The organism is Allobosea sp. GW821-FHT09G06 (genome assembly GCF_059416005.1).
Window position 1 is genome coordinate 806,719 of record NZ_JBWKOI010000002.1, and the last position, 16,100, is coordinate 822,818.

General features: G+C 66.3%; 18 protein-coding genes and 1 riboswitch. Of the genes, 7 read left to right on the top strand and 11 right to left on the bottom strand.

Features of this window, described 5'->3' with window-relative positions; translation table 11 throughout:
• Window positions 1–6: 6 nt before the first annotated feature.
• The 5 genes from AC07NY_RS13980 to coxB form a co-directional block, all read right to left on the bottom strand.
• A complete protein-coding gene (locus tag AC07NY_RS13980) occupies window positions 7–618 on the bottom strand; it encodes a cytochrome c oxidase assembly protein (protein ID WP_494584335.1) in 612 nt (203 codons plus the stop codon).
• Window positions 618–791 (bottom strand): cytochrome c oxidase system small membrane protein, encoded by a 174-nt coding sequence (locus AC07NY_RS13985; protein WP_494584336.1) that lies wholly within the window; start codon window positions 789–791, stop codon window positions 618–620. Before AC07NY_RS13985 ends, AC07NY_RS13980 begins: the two co-directional genes overlap by 1 nt.
• Window positions 788–1,732, bottom strand: a complete 945-nt coding sequence (locus AC07NY_RS13990) for a heme o synthase (protein ID WP_492284261.1) — start codon at window positions 1,730–1,732, stop codon at window positions 788–790. Before AC07NY_RS13990 ends, AC07NY_RS13985 begins: the two co-directional genes overlap by 4 nt.
• 143 nt (window positions 1,733–1,875) lie before the next feature.
• Window positions 1,876–3,498: a cytochrome c oxidase subunit I gene (gene ctaD, locus AC07NY_RS13995; RefSeq protein WP_492284260.1), complete on the bottom strand. Its 1,623-nt coding sequence runs from the start codon at window positions 3,496–3,498 to the stop codon at window positions 1,876–1,878.
• A 19-nt stretch (window positions 3,499–3,517) separates the two neighbouring features.
• Window positions 3,518–4,396, bottom strand: a complete 879-nt coding sequence (gene coxB, locus AC07NY_RS14000) for a cytochrome c oxidase subunit II (protein WP_492284259.1) — start codon at window positions 4,394–4,396, stop codon at window positions 3,518–3,520.
• A 337-nt stretch (window positions 4,397–4,733) separates the two neighbouring features.
• Here coxB and AC07NY_RS14005 point away from each other — a divergent pair, with 337 nt between their 5' ends.
• From AC07NY_RS14005 to AC07NY_RS14035, 7 genes are all read left to right on the top strand, one after another.
• Window positions 4,734–5,252 carry an invasion associated locus B family protein gene (locus tag AC07NY_RS14005; protein WP_374678976.1) on the top strand — a complete coding sequence of 173 codons (519 nt, stop codon included), beginning with the start codon at window positions 4,734–4,736 and terminating at the stop codon, window positions 5,250–5,252.
• Window positions 5,249–5,845, top strand: coding sequence for a hypothetical protein (locus AC07NY_RS14010; protein WP_494584337.1), 597 nt, complete (start codon window positions 5,249–5,251; stop codon window positions 5,843–5,845). Before AC07NY_RS14005 ends, AC07NY_RS14010 begins: the two co-directional genes overlap by 4 nt.
• Window positions 5,846–5,922: 77 nt before the next feature.
• Window positions 5,923–6,013: riboswitch (glycine riboswitch) on the top strand.
• 162 nt (window positions 6,014–6,175) lie between these two features.
• Complete coding sequence (gcvT, locus tag AC07NY_RS14015) at window positions 6,176–7,330, top strand: glycine cleavage system aminomethyltransferase GcvT (protein WP_494584338.1); 1,155 nt, start codon at window positions 6,176–6,178, stop codon at window positions 7,328–7,330.
• Between the two features lie 35 nt (window positions 7,331–7,365).
• Window positions 7,366–7,740 carry a glycine cleavage system protein GcvH gene (gene gcvH / locus AC07NY_RS14020; protein ID WP_336809746.1) on the top strand — a complete coding sequence of 125 codons (375 nt, stop codon included), beginning with the start codon at window positions 7,366–7,368 and terminating at the stop codon, window positions 7,738–7,740.
• A 161-nt stretch (window positions 7,741–7,901) separates the two neighbouring features.
• Window positions 7,902–9,242, top strand: a complete 1,341-nt coding sequence (gene gcvPA, locus AC07NY_RS14025; RefSeq protein ID WP_494584339.1) for an aminomethyl-transferring glycine dehydrogenase subunit GcvPA — start codon at window positions 7,902–7,904, stop codon at window positions 9,240–9,242.
• Entirely contained in the window at window positions 9,242–10,813 is a 1,572-nt protein-coding gene (gene gcvPB, locus AC07NY_RS14030) for an aminomethyl-transferring glycine dehydrogenase subunit GcvPB (protein ID WP_494584340.1), read from the top strand. Before gcvPA ends, gcvPB begins: the two co-directional genes overlap by 1 nt.
• A gap of 125 nt (window positions 10,814–10,938) precedes the next feature.
• Window positions 10,939–12,198, top strand: a complete 1,260-nt coding sequence (locus AC07NY_RS14035; RefSeq protein ID WP_494584341.1) for a L,D-transpeptidase family protein — start codon at window positions 10,939–10,941, stop codon at window positions 12,196–12,198.
• A 6-nt stretch (window positions 12,199–12,204) separates the two neighbouring features.
• Here AC07NY_RS14035 and AC07NY_RS14040 read toward each other — a convergent pair whose 3' ends face one another.
• The 6 genes from AC07NY_RS14040 to AC07NY_RS14065 all read right to left on the bottom strand — a co-directional run bounded on the left by AC07NY_RS14040 (window position 12,205) and on the right by AC07NY_RS14065 (window position 15,946).
• Window positions 12,205–12,927, bottom strand: coding sequence for a dienelactone hydrolase family protein (locus AC07NY_RS14040; RefSeq protein ID WP_494584342.1), 723 nt, complete (start codon window positions 12,925–12,927; stop codon window positions 12,205–12,207).
• Between the two features lie 376 nt (window positions 12,928–13,303).
• The gene (locus AC07NY_RS14045; protein ID WP_492284251.1) at window positions 13,304–13,780 is read right to left on the bottom strand and encodes a F0F1 ATP synthase subunit B family protein; all 477 of its coding nucleotides are present in this window, start codon (window positions 13,778–13,780) and stop codon (window positions 13,304–13,306) included.
• 11 nt (window positions 13,781–13,791) lie between these two features.
• Entirely contained in the window at window positions 13,792–14,361 is a 570-nt protein-coding gene (locus tag AC07NY_RS14050; protein WP_494584343.1) for a F0F1 ATP synthase subunit B family protein, read from the bottom strand.
• Between the two features lie 132 nt (window positions 14,362–14,493).
• A complete protein-coding gene (locus tag AC07NY_RS14055) occupies window positions 14,494–14,721 on the bottom strand; it encodes a F0F1 ATP synthase subunit C (protein WP_038360954.1) in 228 nt (75 codons plus the stop codon).
• A 67-nt stretch (window positions 14,722–14,788) separates the two neighbouring features.
• Entirely contained in the window at window positions 14,789–15,553 is a 765-nt protein-coding gene (locus AC07NY_RS14060) for a F0F1 ATP synthase subunit A (protein ID WP_492284249.1), read from the bottom strand.
• 42 nt (window positions 15,554–15,595) lie between these two features.
• Window positions 15,596–15,946 (bottom strand): AtpZ/AtpI family protein, encoded by a 351-nt coding sequence (locus AC07NY_RS14065; RefSeq protein WP_336809738.1) that lies wholly within the window; start codon window positions 15,944–15,946, stop codon window positions 15,596–15,598.
• Between the last annotated feature and the right edge of the window lie 154 nt (window positions 15,947–16,100).

The window sequence follows — 16,100 nt, forward strand, 5'->3', positions numbered from 1 at the left end:
GTGGTTCTACAGTTTCGGATTGCCCGCGTCACCCTTGACGGGGCCGGCCTTGTCCTCCGCGACGGGCTGGCCCGACTTGGAGGCGAAATAGGTGTAGGACAGCGTGATGGCGTGGACCCCGTCGAGCTCGCGGTTCTGGGCGATTTCAGGGTCGATATAGAACACCACCGGCGCCTCGAAGCTCTCGCCGGGCTTCAGCGTATGCTCGGTGAAGCAGAAGCATTGAATCTTGACGAAATAGGCCGCGCCCTTCTCGGGCGCGACATTATAGCTCGCGATGCCCGTGACCGTACGGTCCGAGCGATTCGTCATCTTGTAGAACACGGTCTGGGTCTCGCCGACCCTGACCTTGATCTCCGGGCTTTCCGCCTCGAATTTCCAGCCGAGCCCCGGCGCGACATTGGCGTCGAAGCGCACCGCCATCGTCCGGTCGAGGATCTTTCCGGCGCCGGCCGTTCCGATCATCGGCGTGCCGCCGAAACCGGTGACCTTGCAGAAGAGATCGTAGAGCGGCACCGCCGCGAAGGAGGCGCCGAGCATGCCGAAGGCGACGCCGGCACAGATCAGCGCGGTGCGCGCCGGATTGCCCTTGCGTTGCTGGGGGGCGGGCGCCGTCATCACAGCGGCCGGTTCAGGATCGCGGGGCCGGTCTTCACCAGCGTGACCACGAAGAAGAAGATCACGAGCCCGCCGAGCACCAGCGCCAGCGCGATGGAGCGGCGGCGACGGCGCGCCATGTCCTCGGGCGAGAACGGGGCGGGGGTGATCTGCTGCTGACGCTGCTCGCTCATCCGATCACCTTCGGCAGCGCCCACATCAGCCCGAAGCCGTTCTCGACGATCAGCACGGCGAAGAGCAGGAACAGATAGAGGATGGAGAAGCCGAACAGCGACCAGCAGGCCTTGGTCGCGGCGGGGCCTTCGGTCCGCAGCCAGACCTGGATCGACAGCGCGATCATGACGAGGCCGGTCGAGACCGAGACGGCGAGGTAGAGCAGGCCGCCGAAGCCCATCAGCGCCGGCAGGACAGCGACCGGCGCCATGATCAGCGAATAGAGCACGATCTGCCGGCGGGTGGCTGCGGGGCCGGCGACGTTCGGCATCATCGGGATGCCGGCGCGGGCGTAGTCCCCGGACTTCACCAGTGCGAGCGCCCAGAAATGCGGCGGCGTCCACAGGAAGATGATCGCGCACAATACGATGGAATGCCAGCCGAAATCGCCGGTCACGACCGCTTCGCCGATCATGGGCGGGAAGGCGCCGGCAGCGCCGCCGATCACGATGTTCTGCGGCGTCCAGCGCTTCAGCCACATCGAATAGACGACGGCGTAGAAGAAGATGGTGAAGGCGAGCATCGCCGCTGCGAGCGCGTTCGCGACAAGCCCGAGCACCAGCACGGAGCCGATCGAAAGGGTCAACCCAAAGGCCAGCGCTTCCGAGGGCAGGATGCGGCCCGACGGGATCGGCCGCTTGGCGGTGCGGCTCATCAGCGCGTCGATATCGGCGTCGTACCACATGTTGAGGCAGCCGGACGCGCCGGCCCCGACCGCGATCGCGAGCAGCGCGGCAAGGCCGAGCACGGGATGCACCGAGCCCGGCGCGGTGGCCATGCCGGTCAGCGCCGTCACGATGACCAGCGACATCACGCGCGGCTTCAGCAGCGCGAAGAAGTCACGCGCTTCGCCGGTGGAGGCTGTCAGGCTCTCGGTGCGGGTCTCGAACGCAGCAGACATCAGTTGGATCGTCTTCGTACTCTTGTGAACGGCGCCCGTGGGCGCGGGGTCTTCGCGGCGTGGTTGCCGCCCGTCTCCGGAACGCTCCTTGGAGCGCTCGGGGGAAGGGCGGCGGCGGGCCCTGAAGCCCGCCGCCTCAAATCTCAGTGGTCCGAGCCGGTGATGCGCGGCAGCGTCTCGAACTGGTGGAACGGCGGCGGCGAGGACAGGGTCCACTCCAGCGTCGTCGCACCTTCGCCCCACGGATTGTCGCCGGCGAGCTGCTTCTTCGTGAAGGCGACCACGAGGCCGTAGAAGAAGATCAGCAGGCCGAAGGCAAAGATGTAGGAACCGATCGACGACCAGAAATGCCATCCCGCGAAGGCGTCCGGATAGTCCACATAATGACGCGGCATGCCGGCGAGCCCGAGGAAGTGCTGCGGGAAGAACAGCAGGTTCGCGCCGACGAAGGCGACCCAGAAATGCAGCGTGCCGATCCAGTCCGGGATCACGTAGCCGCTCATCTTCGGGAACCAGTAGTAGAAGCCCGCGAAGATGCCGAACACCGCGCCGAGCGACAGCACGTAGTGGAAATGTGCCACGACGTAATAGGTCGCGTGCAGCGAGCGGTCGACGCCGGCATTGGCCAGCACGACGCCAGTGACGCCGCCGACGGTGAACAGGAAGATGAAGCCCATCGCCCAGACCATCGGCGCGGTGAAGCGGATCGAGCCGCCCCACATCGTCGCGATCCAGGAGAAGATCTTGATGCCCGTCGGCACCGCGATGACCATCGTCGCGAACACGAAATAGCGCTGCGTGTTGAGCGACAGGCCGGCGGTGTACATGTGGTGCGCCCACACGATGAAGCCGACGACGCCGATCGCGACCATGGCATAGGCCATGCCGAGATAGCCGAAGATCGGCTTCTTCGAGAAGGTCGAGATGATGTGGCTGACGATGCCGAAGGCCGGCAGGATCATAATGTACACTTCGGGGTGGCCGAAGAACCAGAACAGGTGCTGGTACAGGATCGGATCGCCGCCGCCGGCCGGATCATAGAAGGTCGTGCCGAAATTGCGGTCCGTCAGCAGCATGGTGATCGCGCCGGCGAGGACCGGCAGCGACAGGAGCAGCAGGAACGCCGTGACCAGCACGCCCCAGGCGAACAACGGCATGCGGTGCATGGTCATGCCCGGCGCGCGCATGTTCAGGATCGTGGTGATGAAGTTGATCGCGCCCAGGATCGAGGCGGCACCGGCAAGGTGCAGCGACAGGATGCCGAAATCGACCGACGGGCCGGGGTGGCCGGATGTCGAGAATGGCGGATAGACCGTCCAGCCCGTGCCGACGCCCTTGGCGCCCGGCGCACCCTCGACGAACATCGAGATGATCATCAGGATGAAGGCGGCGACCGTCAGCCAGAACGAGATGTTGTTCATGCGCGGGAAGGCCATGTCCGGCGCGCCGATCATCAGCGGCACGAACCAGTTGCCGAAGCCGCCGATGACCGCGGGCATGACCATGAAGAAGATCATGATCAGGCCGTGGCCGGTGACGAAGACGTTGTAACTCTGACCGTTGGCGAAGATCTGCAGGCCGGGCTGCTGCAGCTCGATGCGCATCATGATCGAGAGGAAGCCGCCGACGAGGCCCGCCATGATCGAGAAGATCAGGTAGAGCGTGCCGATGTCCTTGTGGTTGGTCGACAGGAGCCACCGGCGCCATCCGGTCGGATTGGCGTGATGGGCCTCGTCATGGCCGTGAGCGTGAGCCGCTGTTGCCATCGTTCTTCTCCTCGGCGACTTACTTGGACGCGGCAGCAAACTTGCTGCCCGCATCTTCGGCATTGGCGAATTTCTGCTTCGCTTCCGCGAGCCAGGCGGCATAGCGCTCCTGGCTGACGACGCGGACGGCGATCGGCATATAGGCGTGGTCCTGGCCGCAGATGAACGAGCACTGGCCGTAATAGATGCCTTCGCGCTCGGCCTTGAACCAGGTTTCGTTCAGGCGGCCGGGAATGGCGTCGATCTTGATGCCGAAGGACGGAACCGTGAACTTGTGGATGACGTCGGAAGCGGTGACCTGGACGCGGACGATCTTGCCGACCGGGATGACGGCCTCGTTGTCGACGGCGAGCAGGCGGGGCGCCTCGGCCTCGGCGATGCGCTTGCTGGCGATCGCCTTGGCGCGCTCTTCCTCGTTCAGCATCAGCGAATCGAAGGTGAAGCCGCCGCTCTCCTTCGGGTACTCGTAGGTCCAGCGCCACTGGTTGCCGGTGACCTTTAGGGTCATGTCGGACTGCGGCACCTCGAGCTGCAGCTTGAGCAGGCGGAACGAGGGAATCGCGATCACGACGAGGATGAGAACCGGGATCACGGTCCAGGCCACCTCGAGCAGGGCGTTATGCGTGGTCTTGGAGGGAACCGGGTTCGCCTTCTCGTTGAAGCGGAAGACGACATAGATCATCAGCGCCAGCACGAAGAGCGTGACGATGGTGATGATGATGTTCAGCCAGTCATGGAACCAGTGGATGAACTCGGCGACGGGCGTGACCGCGCCCTGCAGGTTCATCTGCCAGGGGGACGGCATGCCGGTGCCGGCGATCGCCGGGACGGTCGCCAGCGCTGCGACGGCAAGGGCCGTGGCGGCCGCTGTTGCAAAGGTCCTGCTCAGAAATCGCATCGATCCGACATGCTCCTCAATCGACTTGCCTGGGAGCCGACCGGCTTTGCCCCACGCATGAAGGGGCGACCGTGAAGTCGCCTCATTCTTCGAGATTGCGATAAATCAAAGATCACGCTTGCGCCAGAGGGGCAATGAAGACTGCCCCCATCCACAGTGCGGCAAAATCGCACGAGGCCTTGACGAGGCTCCTGGGCCGGCGTTCCGCCTTGACAGGACCCACCCTGCATGGTCCGAACGCGTTTTATGTTGAGGAGCGGCGGGATTCTCTGGCGCGGTCGGCGTTTTGCCTGAATTCTGCGCTTCTGCTGCGGTTTCAAGGACCGGTTTGAAAGGGATGGCAGGGATGATGAGGATCATCGGAGCGGCAGGCGCCCTGGCGCTGGCGCTCATGGGGACGAGCCTCGCCGCCGGCTCCGCTTTCGCGCAGGGCGCGGTGCGCTCCACACATGGCGACTGGCAGATGCGCTGCGAGGTGCCGCCGGGCGCCAAGGCGGAGCAATGCGCGCTCGTCCAGAACGTCGCCGCCGAGGACCGGCCCAACCTGACGCTTCTCGTCATCGTGCTGAAGACGGCCGATCAGAAGAGCAGGCTCCTGCGCGTCGTGGCTCCCCTCGGCGTGCTTCTGCCCTCGGGCCTCGGCCTCAAGATCGACGACAAGGATATCGGCCGCGCCGGCTTCGTGCGCTGCCTGACCACCGGTTGCGTGGCGGAGGTCGTCATGGACGATGCCCTGCTTGGCCAGCTCAAGGGCGGCAAGAGCGCGACTTTCATCGTATTTCAGACGCCGGAAGAGGGGGTGGGCGTGCCCGTTTCCCTCAATGGCTTCGGCCCGGGCGTGGAGGCGTTGCCGTGATCGACCAGACTCTGTTCGCGAGCCGCTGGCTTGCCTTGCCGCTGCTGTGCCTCGGCCTCGCCGGTTGCGGATCGATGTCATCCGGCGGCAACACCGCGCTCAACGTCGTGATGTTCCAGTCCACCACGCCGCCGCCGGCCGATCAGCTGCCGCGGGAAGACGATGTTGACGCGACGCTGGTCTGCCCCGAGGTCATCATCTCCGATGGCGGCGCCGCGATCCGCGCCCAGGCGGGACAGGATTCGAGCGGCCTGCGCTATCAGATCTCGATCACCAACGTCGCGCGCGAGTGCACCGCGACCGGAAACGGCACGTTCCGCCTCAAGGTCGGCGTCGAGGGGCGCGTGCTGCTCGGCCCGGCCGGCAGCCCGGGTAGCTATGGCGCCACGCTGACGACCACGGTGATGCGCGGGACGACCGTCCTCGGCAAGCGCAGCGCGCGCGTCGGCGCGTCGATTCCCTCCGGGCAGAGCGGCGCCGATTTCATCCATGTCGAGGAAGGCATCATGGTGCCGGCCGGCAAGGGCGACGTCGAGATCTTCGTCGGCCTGGGCGGCGGCGGGCCTGCCGCTCCGGCACGGCGGCGCCGCTGATTAAGGCGGCTTTGCCGTAAAAGACGACGGCGCGCCGATTGACTCAACCGGCGCGTCTTGTATCTGTGCCGAAGCCGCATATCCCCGCGGGAGAGACCGGGTTTCGAGCCCGGCGCCGAAGGCGCAACCGCCCCGGAAACGCTCAGGCAAAAGGGCCGCTGGGGATTTGGCGCTCTGGAAAGCGGCGGGCAGCGATGTCCGCCCACCGACGGGTGTAACTCGTCCGATCTTATGGGTCGGGCGGGGAAATCTCTCAGGTGCCGAGACAGAGGGGGCGCGTTCCGGACACTGTCGTCCGGGGCTTGCGCTTGACTCTGGGAGGGGCATGCCATGGCTGCCGAGGCCACTACCGATACCGCCGGCGCTGCCGCGCCGCTAAAGACCCCGCTGCATGCGCGCCATGTCGCGCTCGGCGCCCGCATGGTGCCCTTCGCCGGTTACGATATGCCGGTGCAGTACCCGAGCGGCATCCTGACCGAGCATAACTGGACGCGCGAGAAGGCCGGGCTCTTCGACGTCTCGCATATGGGCCAGTGCTTCCTGATCGGCCCCGATCACGAGACGACGGCGAAGGCGCTGGAAGCGCTGATCCCCGCCGATATCGTCAATCTCGCGCCTGGCAAGCAGCGCTATTCGCAGCTCCTCAACGAGGAGGGCGGCATCCTCGACGACCTGATGGTGACGCGCTCGCTCGATCCCGACGAGGACGGCGCGCTCTATGTCGTCGTCAACGCCGCCTGCAAGGATGCCGACTACGCCCATATCGAGGCGCGCCTGCCGGCCAATGTGAAGCTGGTCAAGGCCGAGCATCGCGGTCTGATCGCGCTGCAGGGTCCGGGCGCCGAGGCGGCTCTTGCCGCCATCGCTCCCGAAGCGGCCGAGATGGGCTTCATGTCCTCGCGCACCATGAAGGTCGCGGGCATCAAGGCCAATGTCAGCCGCTCCGGCTATACCGGCGAGGATGGCTACGAGATTTCCGCCGCCGCCAACAAGATCGGCGAGATCTGGGACACGCTGCTGCTCGACGGCAACGTCAAGCCGATCGGGTTGGGCGCCCGCGATTCGCTGCGCCTCGAAGCCGGCTTGTGCCTCTACGGCCATGACATCGACACCACGACCTCGCCGATCGAGGCCGCGCTCAACTGGTCGATCCAGAAGCGCCGCCGCGAGGAAGGCGGCTTCCCCGGCGCGGCGCGCGTCCAGCGCGAGCTGGCGGAAGGCGTTTCGCGCATCCGCGTCGGCCTGAAGCCGGAAGGCCGTGCTCCGGCCCGCGAGGGCACCGAGATCGCAACGCCCGAGGGCGAGGTGATCGGCGTCGTGACCTCCGGCGGCTTCGGCCCGACGCTGAACGGCCCCTGCGCCATGGGCTATGTCGCCAAGGCTCATTCTGCGCCGGGCACGCAGCTCAACCTGATCGTGCGCGGCAAGCCGCTGCCGGCCGTCGTGGCGACGATGCCTTTCGTGCCGAACGGCTACAAGCGCTGAACCCTTTTCCAGACAACTGACGCCAGGAGGAAACCATGGCCGAGACCCGCTACAGCAAGGACCACGAATATATCCGTATCGAGGGTGACGTCGGCACCGTCGGCATTTCCGATTATGCCCAGTCGCAGCTCGGCGACGTCGTCTTCGTCGAGCTGCCGAGCGTCGGCAAGGCGCTGGCCAAGGGCGGCGAAGCCGCGGTGGTCGAGAGCGTCAAGGCCGCCTCCGAGGTCTATGCCCCGGTTTCCGGCGAGGTCGTCGAGGTCAATGGCGAGCTCGAGGCCGCGCCCGGCACCGTCAACGAGGACCCGGCCGGCAAGGGCTGGTTCCTCAAGATCAAGATCAAGGACGCCGGCGAGCTCGACGCCCTGATGAACGAGGCCGAGTACCAGGACTACGTGAAGTCGCTCTGACCGGGTGTCGTCCCGCACGCGCCGCAGCACGTCAGTGCTGCTGCGCAGATGCGGGACCGTCATCAGGATAAGGCGCCTTCCCGTCGCACGATCCCGTGTCTGCGCCGCGGCATTCCATGCCGCAGCGCGCACGGGATGACACCCCGAAACGGAATCACCCCATGCGCTATCTCCCGCTCACCGATACCGACCGCGAGGACATGCTCGCGCGGATCGGCGTCTCCGATGTCGACGCGCTGTTCAGTGACGTGCCGGCCGGCAAGCTGCTGAAGGCCCCGGTCGACCTGCCCCGCGCCAAGGGCGAGCTCGAGGTCGAGCGCATCCTCGGCAAGATGGCGGGCAAGAACACCGCCGCCTCCGCGGTGCCCTTCTTCGTCGGCGCCGGCGCCTACAAGCACCATGTCCCGGCGACGGTGGATCACCTGATCCAGCGCTCGGAATTCCTGACCAGCTACACGCCCTACCAGCCCGAGATCGCGCAGGGCACGCTGCAATATCTCTTCGAGTTCCAGACCCAGGTCGCCGCGCTGACCGGCATGGAGGTCGCCAACGCCTCGATGTATGACGGCTCGACCGGCACGGGCGAAGCCGTGCTGATGGCGCATCGCGTCACCAAGCGCCGCAAGGCGGTGCTCTCCGGTGGCCTGCACCCGCACTACACCGCGGTCGTCGAGACCCTATCCGAGATGGCGAGTGACGAGGTCGTGGCGCTAAAGCCCGACGTATCCGCCAATGAGGACATCCTCTCCCAGATCGATGACAGCACCTCCTGCGTCGTCGTCCAGTCGCCGGACGTCTTCGGCAACCTGCGCGACCTCAAGCCGATCGCCGAGAAAGCCCATGCCCATGGCGCCCTGCTGATCGCGGTCTTCACCGAGGTCGTCTCGCTCGGCGCCGTGGTGCCTCCGGGCGCCCAGGACGCCGACATCGTCGTCGGCGAGGGCCAGTCGATCGGCAACGCCCTGAATTTCGGCGGTCCCTATGTCGGCCTCTTCGCCGCCAAGTCGAAGTACATCCGCCAGATGCCGGGCCGGCTCTGCGGCGAGACGGTCGATTCGACCGGCCAGCGCGGTTTCGTGCTGACGCTCTCGACCCGCGAGCAGCATATCCGTCGCGACAAGGCGACCTCGAACATCTGCACCAATTCCGGCCTCTGCGTGCTGGCTTTTACCATCCACATGACGCTGCTCGGCCAGACCGGCCTTGCCCGCCTCGCCGAGGTGAACCACGCCAATGCCGTGAAGGTCGCCGACCTGCTGGCCGGCGTCGAGGGCGTGACCGTGCTCAACGACAGCTTCTTCAACGAGTTTACCGTGAAGCTGAAGAAGCCCGCCGCCGAGGTCGTCGAGGTGCTCGCCGCCAAGGGCATCCTGGCCGGCGTCCCCGTCTCGCGGCTCCTGCCCAAGGCCGGGCTCGACGACCTGCTGATCATCGCCTCGACCGAGGTGAATACCGATGAAGATCGGGCGGCCCTCGTGGCGGCGCTCGTGGAGGTGCTGTGATGCTGAACCGTCAGGGACGTCCCACCCAGGCCGGCGAGGCCGCTCATGCCGAGCACGCCACTTTCACCGGCAACAAGGCTCTCCAGCAGGTCGAGCCGCTGATCTTCGAGATCGGCCATCATGAGGCGACCGGCGTCGATATCGACAAGCCGGCGCCGTTCAAGTCGCGCCTCGGCAAGCATGCCCGCCAGGGCGAGATCGGCCTGCCCGGCCTCTCCGAGCCCGAGACGATGCGTCACTTCGTGCGCCTCAGCCAGAAGAACTACGGCATCGATACCGGGCTCTTCCCGCTCGGCTCCTGCACGATGAAGCACAATGCCCGCCTCAACGAGAAGGTGGCGCGGCTGCCGGGCTTCTCCGACGTTCATCCGCTCCAGCCGCTCTCGAGCGTGCCCGGCGCGCTCGACCTGATGCTGGAGCTTGCCCGCTACCTGATGACGCTGACCGGCATGCCGGCGGTGGCCCTCTCTCCGAAGGCCGGCGCCCATGGCGAGGCCTGCGGCATGATGGCGATCAAGGCCGCGATCGCCGCCAAGGGCGAGGGTGCGACCCGCAATGTCGTGCTCGTCCCCGAATCGGCCCATGGCACCAACCCGGCCACCGCAGCCCTGATCGGCTTCTCGGTGAAGGCGGTTCCGGCCCGTCCGGACGGCACCGTCGCGGTCGAGGACGTCAAGGCCCTGCTCGGGCCGGACATCGCCGCGATCATGCTGACCAACCCGAACACCTGCGGCATCTTCGAGCCGCAGATCGTCGAAATCGCCGCGGCGATGCATGAGGCCGGCGCCTATTTCTACTGCGACGGCGCCAACTTCAACGCGATCGTCGGCAAGGCCCGTCCGGGTGATCTCGGCGTCGACGCCATGCACATCAACCTGCACAAGACCTTCTCGACGCCCCATGGCGGCGGCGGTCCCGGTGCCGGCCCGGTGGTGCTGTCCGAGCGTCTGGCGCCCTTCGCGCCGGTGCCCTTCATCCATGTCGAGAACGGCAAGCCGCATCTGATCGAGTCCCGCGGCGAAGCCCCAGCGGGCAACCAGCCCTTCGGCCGCATGACCGCCTTCCACGGCCAGATGGGCATGTACGTTCGCGCACTCGCCTACATGCTGAGCCACGGCTCGGACGGCATGCGCCAGGCGTCGGAGGACGCGGTGCTGAACGCGAACTACATCCGCGCCGGCCTGGCCGACCTGATGTCGCTGCCCTTCCCGGACCATCCGTCGATGCACGAGGTGCTGTTCGACGATGAATGGCTGAAGGGCTCGGGTGTTTCGACGCTCGATTTCGCCAAGGCGATGATCGACGAGGGCTACCATCCGATGACGGTCTATTTCCCGCTCGTCGTTCATGGCGCCATGCTGATCGAGCCGACCGAGTCGGAATCGAAGGCGGCGCTCGATCTCTTCATCGCGACGCTGCGCGACCTCGCCATCGCGGCCAAGGGCAACGACAAGGAGCGCTTCACCAGCGCCCCGCATCACGCTCCGATCCGTCGCCTCGACGAGACCCGCGCCGCCCGTTCGCCGGTCCTGAAATGGGAGAAGCCCGCTCCCGCCAAGGCCGCCGAGTAAAGCGTTTTCGGCCATGCTGACGACATTCGTCAGCATGGTGAAGGGCGCTGGCAGCTTCTTAAGCATTCCTTGACCATGTCGCGGAATGATCCCCCGGTGCCGCTCTGTGCGGCCCGGGGGTTTTCATGTCTGCGCGTCCCTCCATCCTCGCCATTGCGGCCGCTGCTCTGCTGGCCTCGACGGCGCTCGTGCGTGCCAACGAGCCGAGCTATGGCCCCAACACCTATGACCGCACGCTCGAGGCGCTGATCGCGCATGAGGACGTCGCCAATCGCGGCGGCTGGCCCAAGGTGCCGGCGAGCGCCACATCCCTGAAGCCGGATTCGCAAGGGCCGGATGTCGTCGTGCTGAAGCAGCGCCTGCTCGCCAGCGGCGATCTCGCGCCCGAGGCGGTGGTCGGCGACGTCTATGACGCGAACGTGGTCGAGGCGGTGAAGCGCTTCCAGCGCCGGCACGGCCTGTCGGATCTCGGCACCGTCGGGCGCCTGACCCTGAAGGCGATGAACACGCCGGTCGAATCGCGTCTGAACCAGCTCACCGCGACGCTGGAGCGCCTCAAGGGCAACGGCTTCAACTTCGCCAATCGCTATGTCGTGGTGAACATCCCCGGCGCCAGCGTCGAGGCGGTCGAGAACGGCAGGGTCGCGCAGCGCCATCTCGCCATCGTCGGCCGGCCGGACCGGCCCTCGCCGGTGATCCAGGCCAATATCTCCTCGGTCAACCTGAACCCGTACTGGACGGTGCCGATGTCGATCGTGAAAGCCGACATCATCCCGCATATGCGCAAGGACCCGAGCTTCATCGCCAAGTCGAACATGAAGCTGCTCGGCGCCGAGAACAAGGAAATCGACCCGGCCAGCGTCAACTGGGCGACGCTGAAGAACCCCTATTTCTACGTGCGCCAGGAGCCGGGGCCGACCAACTCGCTCGGCCAGATGAAGATCGACATGCCCAACAGCGATGCGGTCTACATGCACGACACGCCGAAGAAGACGCTGTTCCGCAACGATATCCGCTTCAATTCCTCCGGCTGTGCCCGCATCGAGGGCGTCCGCGACCTCGGAACCTGGCTGCTCGAAGGCACGGAATGGAACCGCCAGTCGATCGAGGACGAGATCGCCAAGGGCGAGCGCAAGAACATCACGCTGAAGAAGCAGGTTCCCGTCGCCTGGGTTTATCTCACCGGTTGGCAGGGTGCTGACGGGCAGGTCCAGTTCCGCGACGACATCTACGGGCTCGACACGCCGCAGGGCATCGTCACCTCCACGATCCAGCCGCGGAAGCCCAAGCCCAAGGCGGCGGTCGTGCCACCGGCACGGCCTGCAGCGACGCCGATGACGGCTTCGGGCAATCCGCCGGCCGCGACGGCGACCGCCAGCAACTGAGAACCGTCAGGGCCGCTTCAGGATCGCCATCACGGCGTCGATGGCTTCGGCACGCGCCTTCGGATCGCTGCCGATGGTGACCAGGCCATCGGGCCGCTGCGAATAGGCTGCCTTGCGCTCGCGCAGTGGCAGGTTCGGATGGTCGAAATCGTGATAGGCGCCGGGGAAGCCGACGAAGCGTGCCCCGCCGCTGCGGGCCAGCTCCTCGCACGGGGCCGCCGGCGTCCAGTCATCGGCCAGTCCCTGGAAGATCGCGGTATCGGTCTGCGCCCGCCAGCCGCGCTTCAGGATGACGCGGCAGCCGGGGTAGAAGGCAATGACATGGCGCAGGCGCCTGGCTTCGGGAGCGCCCGCGACGCGCAAGGCCGTCGAGCCGCCATTCGACCAGCCGATCAGGGCGATGCGCTGCTTTAGGGCGAAGCCCTGTTTCTCCAGCCAGTCGATAGCGGCGAAGGCATCGCGGGCGCGGCCGGCCGGCGTCAGCGAGCGTTCGCGCTCGTTGCAGAGCGCCTTGATGCCGCGCGGTCCGAAGCTGTCGACAAGCAGCACGGCATAGCCTGCGCTGGTCAGCCGCTGCGACCAGTCGCTTTCGCGGGCATTGATCTCGCCCGAGCGGGCGTAGAGCCCGGCGCAGCCGTGCAGACCGACGACGACGGGGAAGGGGCCTGCTCCCGCCGGGCGCGCCAGCCAGCCCACGAGGTCAGCCGAGTCGCGCGATGGAAAGCTCACCCTCTCGAAGGCGTTCGCAGGAGTTGCCGCCAAGGCAAGCGGTAGGAGCGCGATAGCGAGTAGGCGGACAAGACGACCGATCATCCCCAAACTCCGTAGCTTCCAAATACGCGATCAGGCTTGCAGGCTAGTGCTCGGAACCACTCCGTCATCCCGGGCTTGCCCCGGGATCCATCGAAGGGCTCCGGAACTCTATGATGGATCCCGGATCTCCGCTTCGCTGAGTCCGGGATGACGTTGTGTTCCGCCCGCATCAACGGGTGCCGGGTGATTGCGGTCGTGACAGTTCGGATCAGGAATCCGGCGGGAGAGCGGCAAAGAAAAACGCCGCGTCCTTGCGGGCGCGGCGTGATCATATCGAGCAATCGGCTCCGGCTCAGTTGAGCTTGGCCTTGACCTCGTTCAGCCCGGCGGCGAAGGCGGCTTCGCCAGCCTTGCCGGCCATCTGGCCGCGCAGGATGGTCGCGGCGGCCTGGGTGGCAGCCTCCGCAGCGGCGGCGCGAACCTCGGCCTCGGCCTGGCTTTCGGCCTGGGCGATCTTCTCCTCGGCCGCCTTGGTCCGGCGGGCGACGAAATCGGCGAGCTTGGCCTCGGCTTCCGCCGCGAGGCGCTTGGCCTCGTCATTGGCGGAGGAGACGATCTCGGCGGCCTCGGCCTCGGCGGCCTTGCGCTTGGCATCGTACTCGGCGAGCAGCTTCTCGGCCTCCTGACGCAGGCGGCGGGCTTCCGCCAGCTCCTGCGCGACCTTCTCGCCGCGCGCGTCGAGCGCCTTCACGATCGCGCCCGGCACGCCGAACTTGACCAGGATGGCCAGGAAGATGACGAGGGCGACGCCGACCCAGAAAGTATCCATCTGAACTCTCCTCAGCCGCGCGTCAGGGCCTGGTCGACAGCCGCCGACGCCTCGCTGGCGCTGGGAGCCTGACCGGTCAGCTTGGTGACGATCGCGGTGGCGATGTCGCTGCCGAGATCGCGGACATTGCCCATCGCCTTGGTCTTGGTCTTGGCGATGGTCGCCTCGGCCTGCGCCATCTTGGCGGCAAGCTCGGCCTCGGTGGCGTGACGCTGGGCGTCGCTCGCCTTGGCGCCGGCTTCGCGCGCCGTCTGGGCGATGCCCTGGGCGTTCTTGCGGGCCTCGGCGAGAGCCTTCTCATAGGCCTGCGCCATATCCTCGGCCTTCGCCTGCATCTCGGTGGCCTGGTCGAGGTCGCGGCCGATCGTGTCGGCGCGCTCTTCCAGGATGGAGCCGAGGCGCGGCAGCGCGACCTTGGACATCAGCCAGTACAGCGCACCAAAGGTGATCGCGAGCCAGAACAGGTTGCTGGCGAAATGCGCGGGGTCGAAGGGCGGGAAGGAGGCCTTCTCGCCGGTCAGGCCCGGAGTGGCAGCCTGCGCCGCACCCGCCAGCAGAGTGGCGAACGAGGCGACAGCCACCGGCCATCCTTTTCGCACGAACCCTGAAGATCGAACCGGCATGGCGTGCCTTTCAGCGCTTAAAGATAGGAAACCGTCGCGCGTTTGGCCGGATGGCCCGAACGCGCGACGAGAAAGCAGTCGACGAAAGCGTCAGACCACGAAGAGCAGGACGAGCGCGACGACGAACGCGAAGATGCCCAGACCTTCGGCGAGCGCCGCGCCGATGAAGGCGCGCGGGAACTGGCCGTCAGCCGCCGACGGGTTGCGCAGGGCGCCCGAGAGGAAGTTGCCGAAGATGGTGCCGACGCCGATGGCGGCGAGGCCCATGCCGAGCGAGGCGAGGCCGGCGCCGATGAACTTGGCTGCAACAGGATCCATGGTCTTATCTCCAGTGTGGAAGGTTTTAACGGGGTGGGATGAACTCTCGCGAGCGCTGCCCTTAGCCTCAGTGGCCGGGGTGCAGCGCGTCGTTGAGATAGACGCAGGTCAGGATCGCGAAGACATAGGCCTGCAGGAAAGCGACGAGGAATTCGAGCGCGGTCAGCGCAACCGCCAGCAGCAGCGGCAGCGGCGCGATGGCATAGCTCAGCACGGCGCCCGAGCCGAGCAGCGCGACGACGAAGCCGCCGAAGACCTTGAGGGCGATGTGGCCGGCCAGCATGTTGCCGAACAGGCGAAGCGACAGCGAAACCGGGCGCGACAGGAACGAAACGGCCTCGATCAGCACCATGAAGGGCAGGAGCCAGCCGGGCACGCCCGACGGCACGAACAGGCCGAAGAAATGGCTGCCATGCTTCACGATGCCGTAGACCAGCACGACCGAGATGACGAGCACGGCGAAGGCGGCGGTGACGATGATCTGGCTGGTGACGGTGAACGAGCCGGGGATCATGCCCAGCATGTTGCTGGCCAGCACGAACATGAACAGCGAGAACACGAAGGGGAAGAACTTCATGCCTTCCTTGCCCATCACGCCTGTCAGCGTGGAGGCGACGAATTCGTAGATCATCTCGGCGAGCGACTGCAGGCGGCCGGGAACGACCGCACGCTGGCTCGAGCCGTAGATCATCAGCGCCGAGACGACGGCGAGCACGATCACCATCCACAGCGAGGTGTTCGTGAAGGAGAGATTGATGCCGAGCGGCTTCAGCTCAACGAGATTCGTGATGTGGAATTGGTGGATCGGATCGATTCCGCCGCCGGCCGCCATTGTCTCGTTCCTCGTCGCGCGGCCCGGACGGCCGCCTTTCGATCAATTCGCCTTCGGACCGCCCTTCGACCCGGAGGTCGGACGCGAACCGAGCCGGTAGACGGCCCTGAAACCCGCGATGGTTCCGATCACCAGGAAGGCGATCAGCAGGAACGGGGACGTTCCCAGCCACCGGTCGCCGAGATACCCGATCAGGGCACCCGCGATGACACCGCCTGCAAGATCCGTCGCGGCGCGAAAGCCTGAGGACATCGCGCCCGCAAGGGCCTTGTCCTCTCCAACCGGGCTCGCGCCCGGCTTTTCGTTCTCTTCCGCCCGCTGGATCGCGGACTTCAGGGAACCCAGTCTTGCGCGCAACTCCGAGTCTGAGGCGTTTGGGTCGGGTTCGGACATGGTCTTGGTCTCCGTCTTGATCGCGTTTACGCCGCGATCCGGCGAAAAACCACTATAACCACGACCAAACCCGCGCATCGAGCCGTCGTCAGCACGGCCTCCTTTATTGGCAGCCCCCCGCGCTGTCAAGGCAGGTGGATAATGTCTAACGCAT

Coding starts and splice junctions, on each gene's coding strand:
- AC07NY_RS13980 (WP_494584335.1), bottom strand. CDS start 618: ATGACGGCGCCCGCCCCCCAGCAACGCAAGGGCAATCCGGCGCGCACC.
- AC07NY_RS13985 (WP_494584336.1), bottom strand. CDS start 791: ATGAGCGAGCAGCGTCAGCAGCAGATCACCCCCGCCCCGTTCTCGCCC.
- AC07NY_RS13990 (WP_492284261.1), bottom strand. CDS start 1,732: ATGTCTGCTGCGTTCGAGACCCGCACCGAGAGCCTGACAGCCTCCACC.
- ctaD (WP_492284260.1), bottom strand. CDS start 3,498: ATGGCAACAGCGGCTCACGCTCACGGCCATGACGAGGCCCATCACGCC.
- coxB (WP_492284259.1), bottom strand. CDS start 4,396: ATGCGATTTCTGAGCAGGACCTTTGCAACAGCGGCCGCCACGGCCCTT.
- AC07NY_RS14005 (WP_374678976.1), top strand. CDS start 4,734: ATGGCAGGGATGATGAGGATCATCGGAGCGGCAGGCGCCCTGGCGCTG.
- gcvT (WP_494584338.1), top strand. CDS start 6,176: ATGGCTGCCGAGGCCACTACCGATACCGCCGGCGCTGCCGCGCCGCTA.
- gcvH (WP_336809746.1), top strand. CDS start 7,366: ATGGCCGAGACCCGCTACAGCAAGGACCACGAATATATCCGTATCGAG.
- gcvPA (WP_494584339.1), top strand. CDS start 7,902: ATGCGCTATCTCCCGCTCACCGATACCGACCGCGAGGACATGCTCGCG.
- gcvPB (WP_494584340.1), top strand. CDS start 9,242: ATGCTGAACCGTCAGGGACGTCCCACCCAGGCCGGCGAGGCCGCTCAT.
- AC07NY_RS14035 (WP_494584341.1), top strand. CDS start 10,939: ATGTCTGCGCGTCCCTCCATCCTCGCCATTGCGGCCGCTGCTCTGCTG.
- AC07NY_RS14045 (WP_492284251.1), bottom strand. CDS start 13,780: ATGGATACTTTCTGGGTCGGCGTCGCCCTCGTCATCTTCCTGGCCATC.
- AC07NY_RS14055 (WP_038360954.1), bottom strand. CDS start 14,721: ATGGATCCTGTTGCAGCCAAGTTCATCGGCGCCGGCCTCGCCTCGCTC.
- AC07NY_RS14060 (WP_492284249.1), bottom strand. CDS start 15,553: ATGGCGGCCGGCGGCGGAATCGATCCGATCCACCAATTCCACATCACG.
- AC07NY_RS14065 (WP_336809738.1), bottom strand. CDS start 15,946: ATGTCCGAACCCGACCCAAACGCCTCAGACTCGGAGTTGCGCGCAAGA.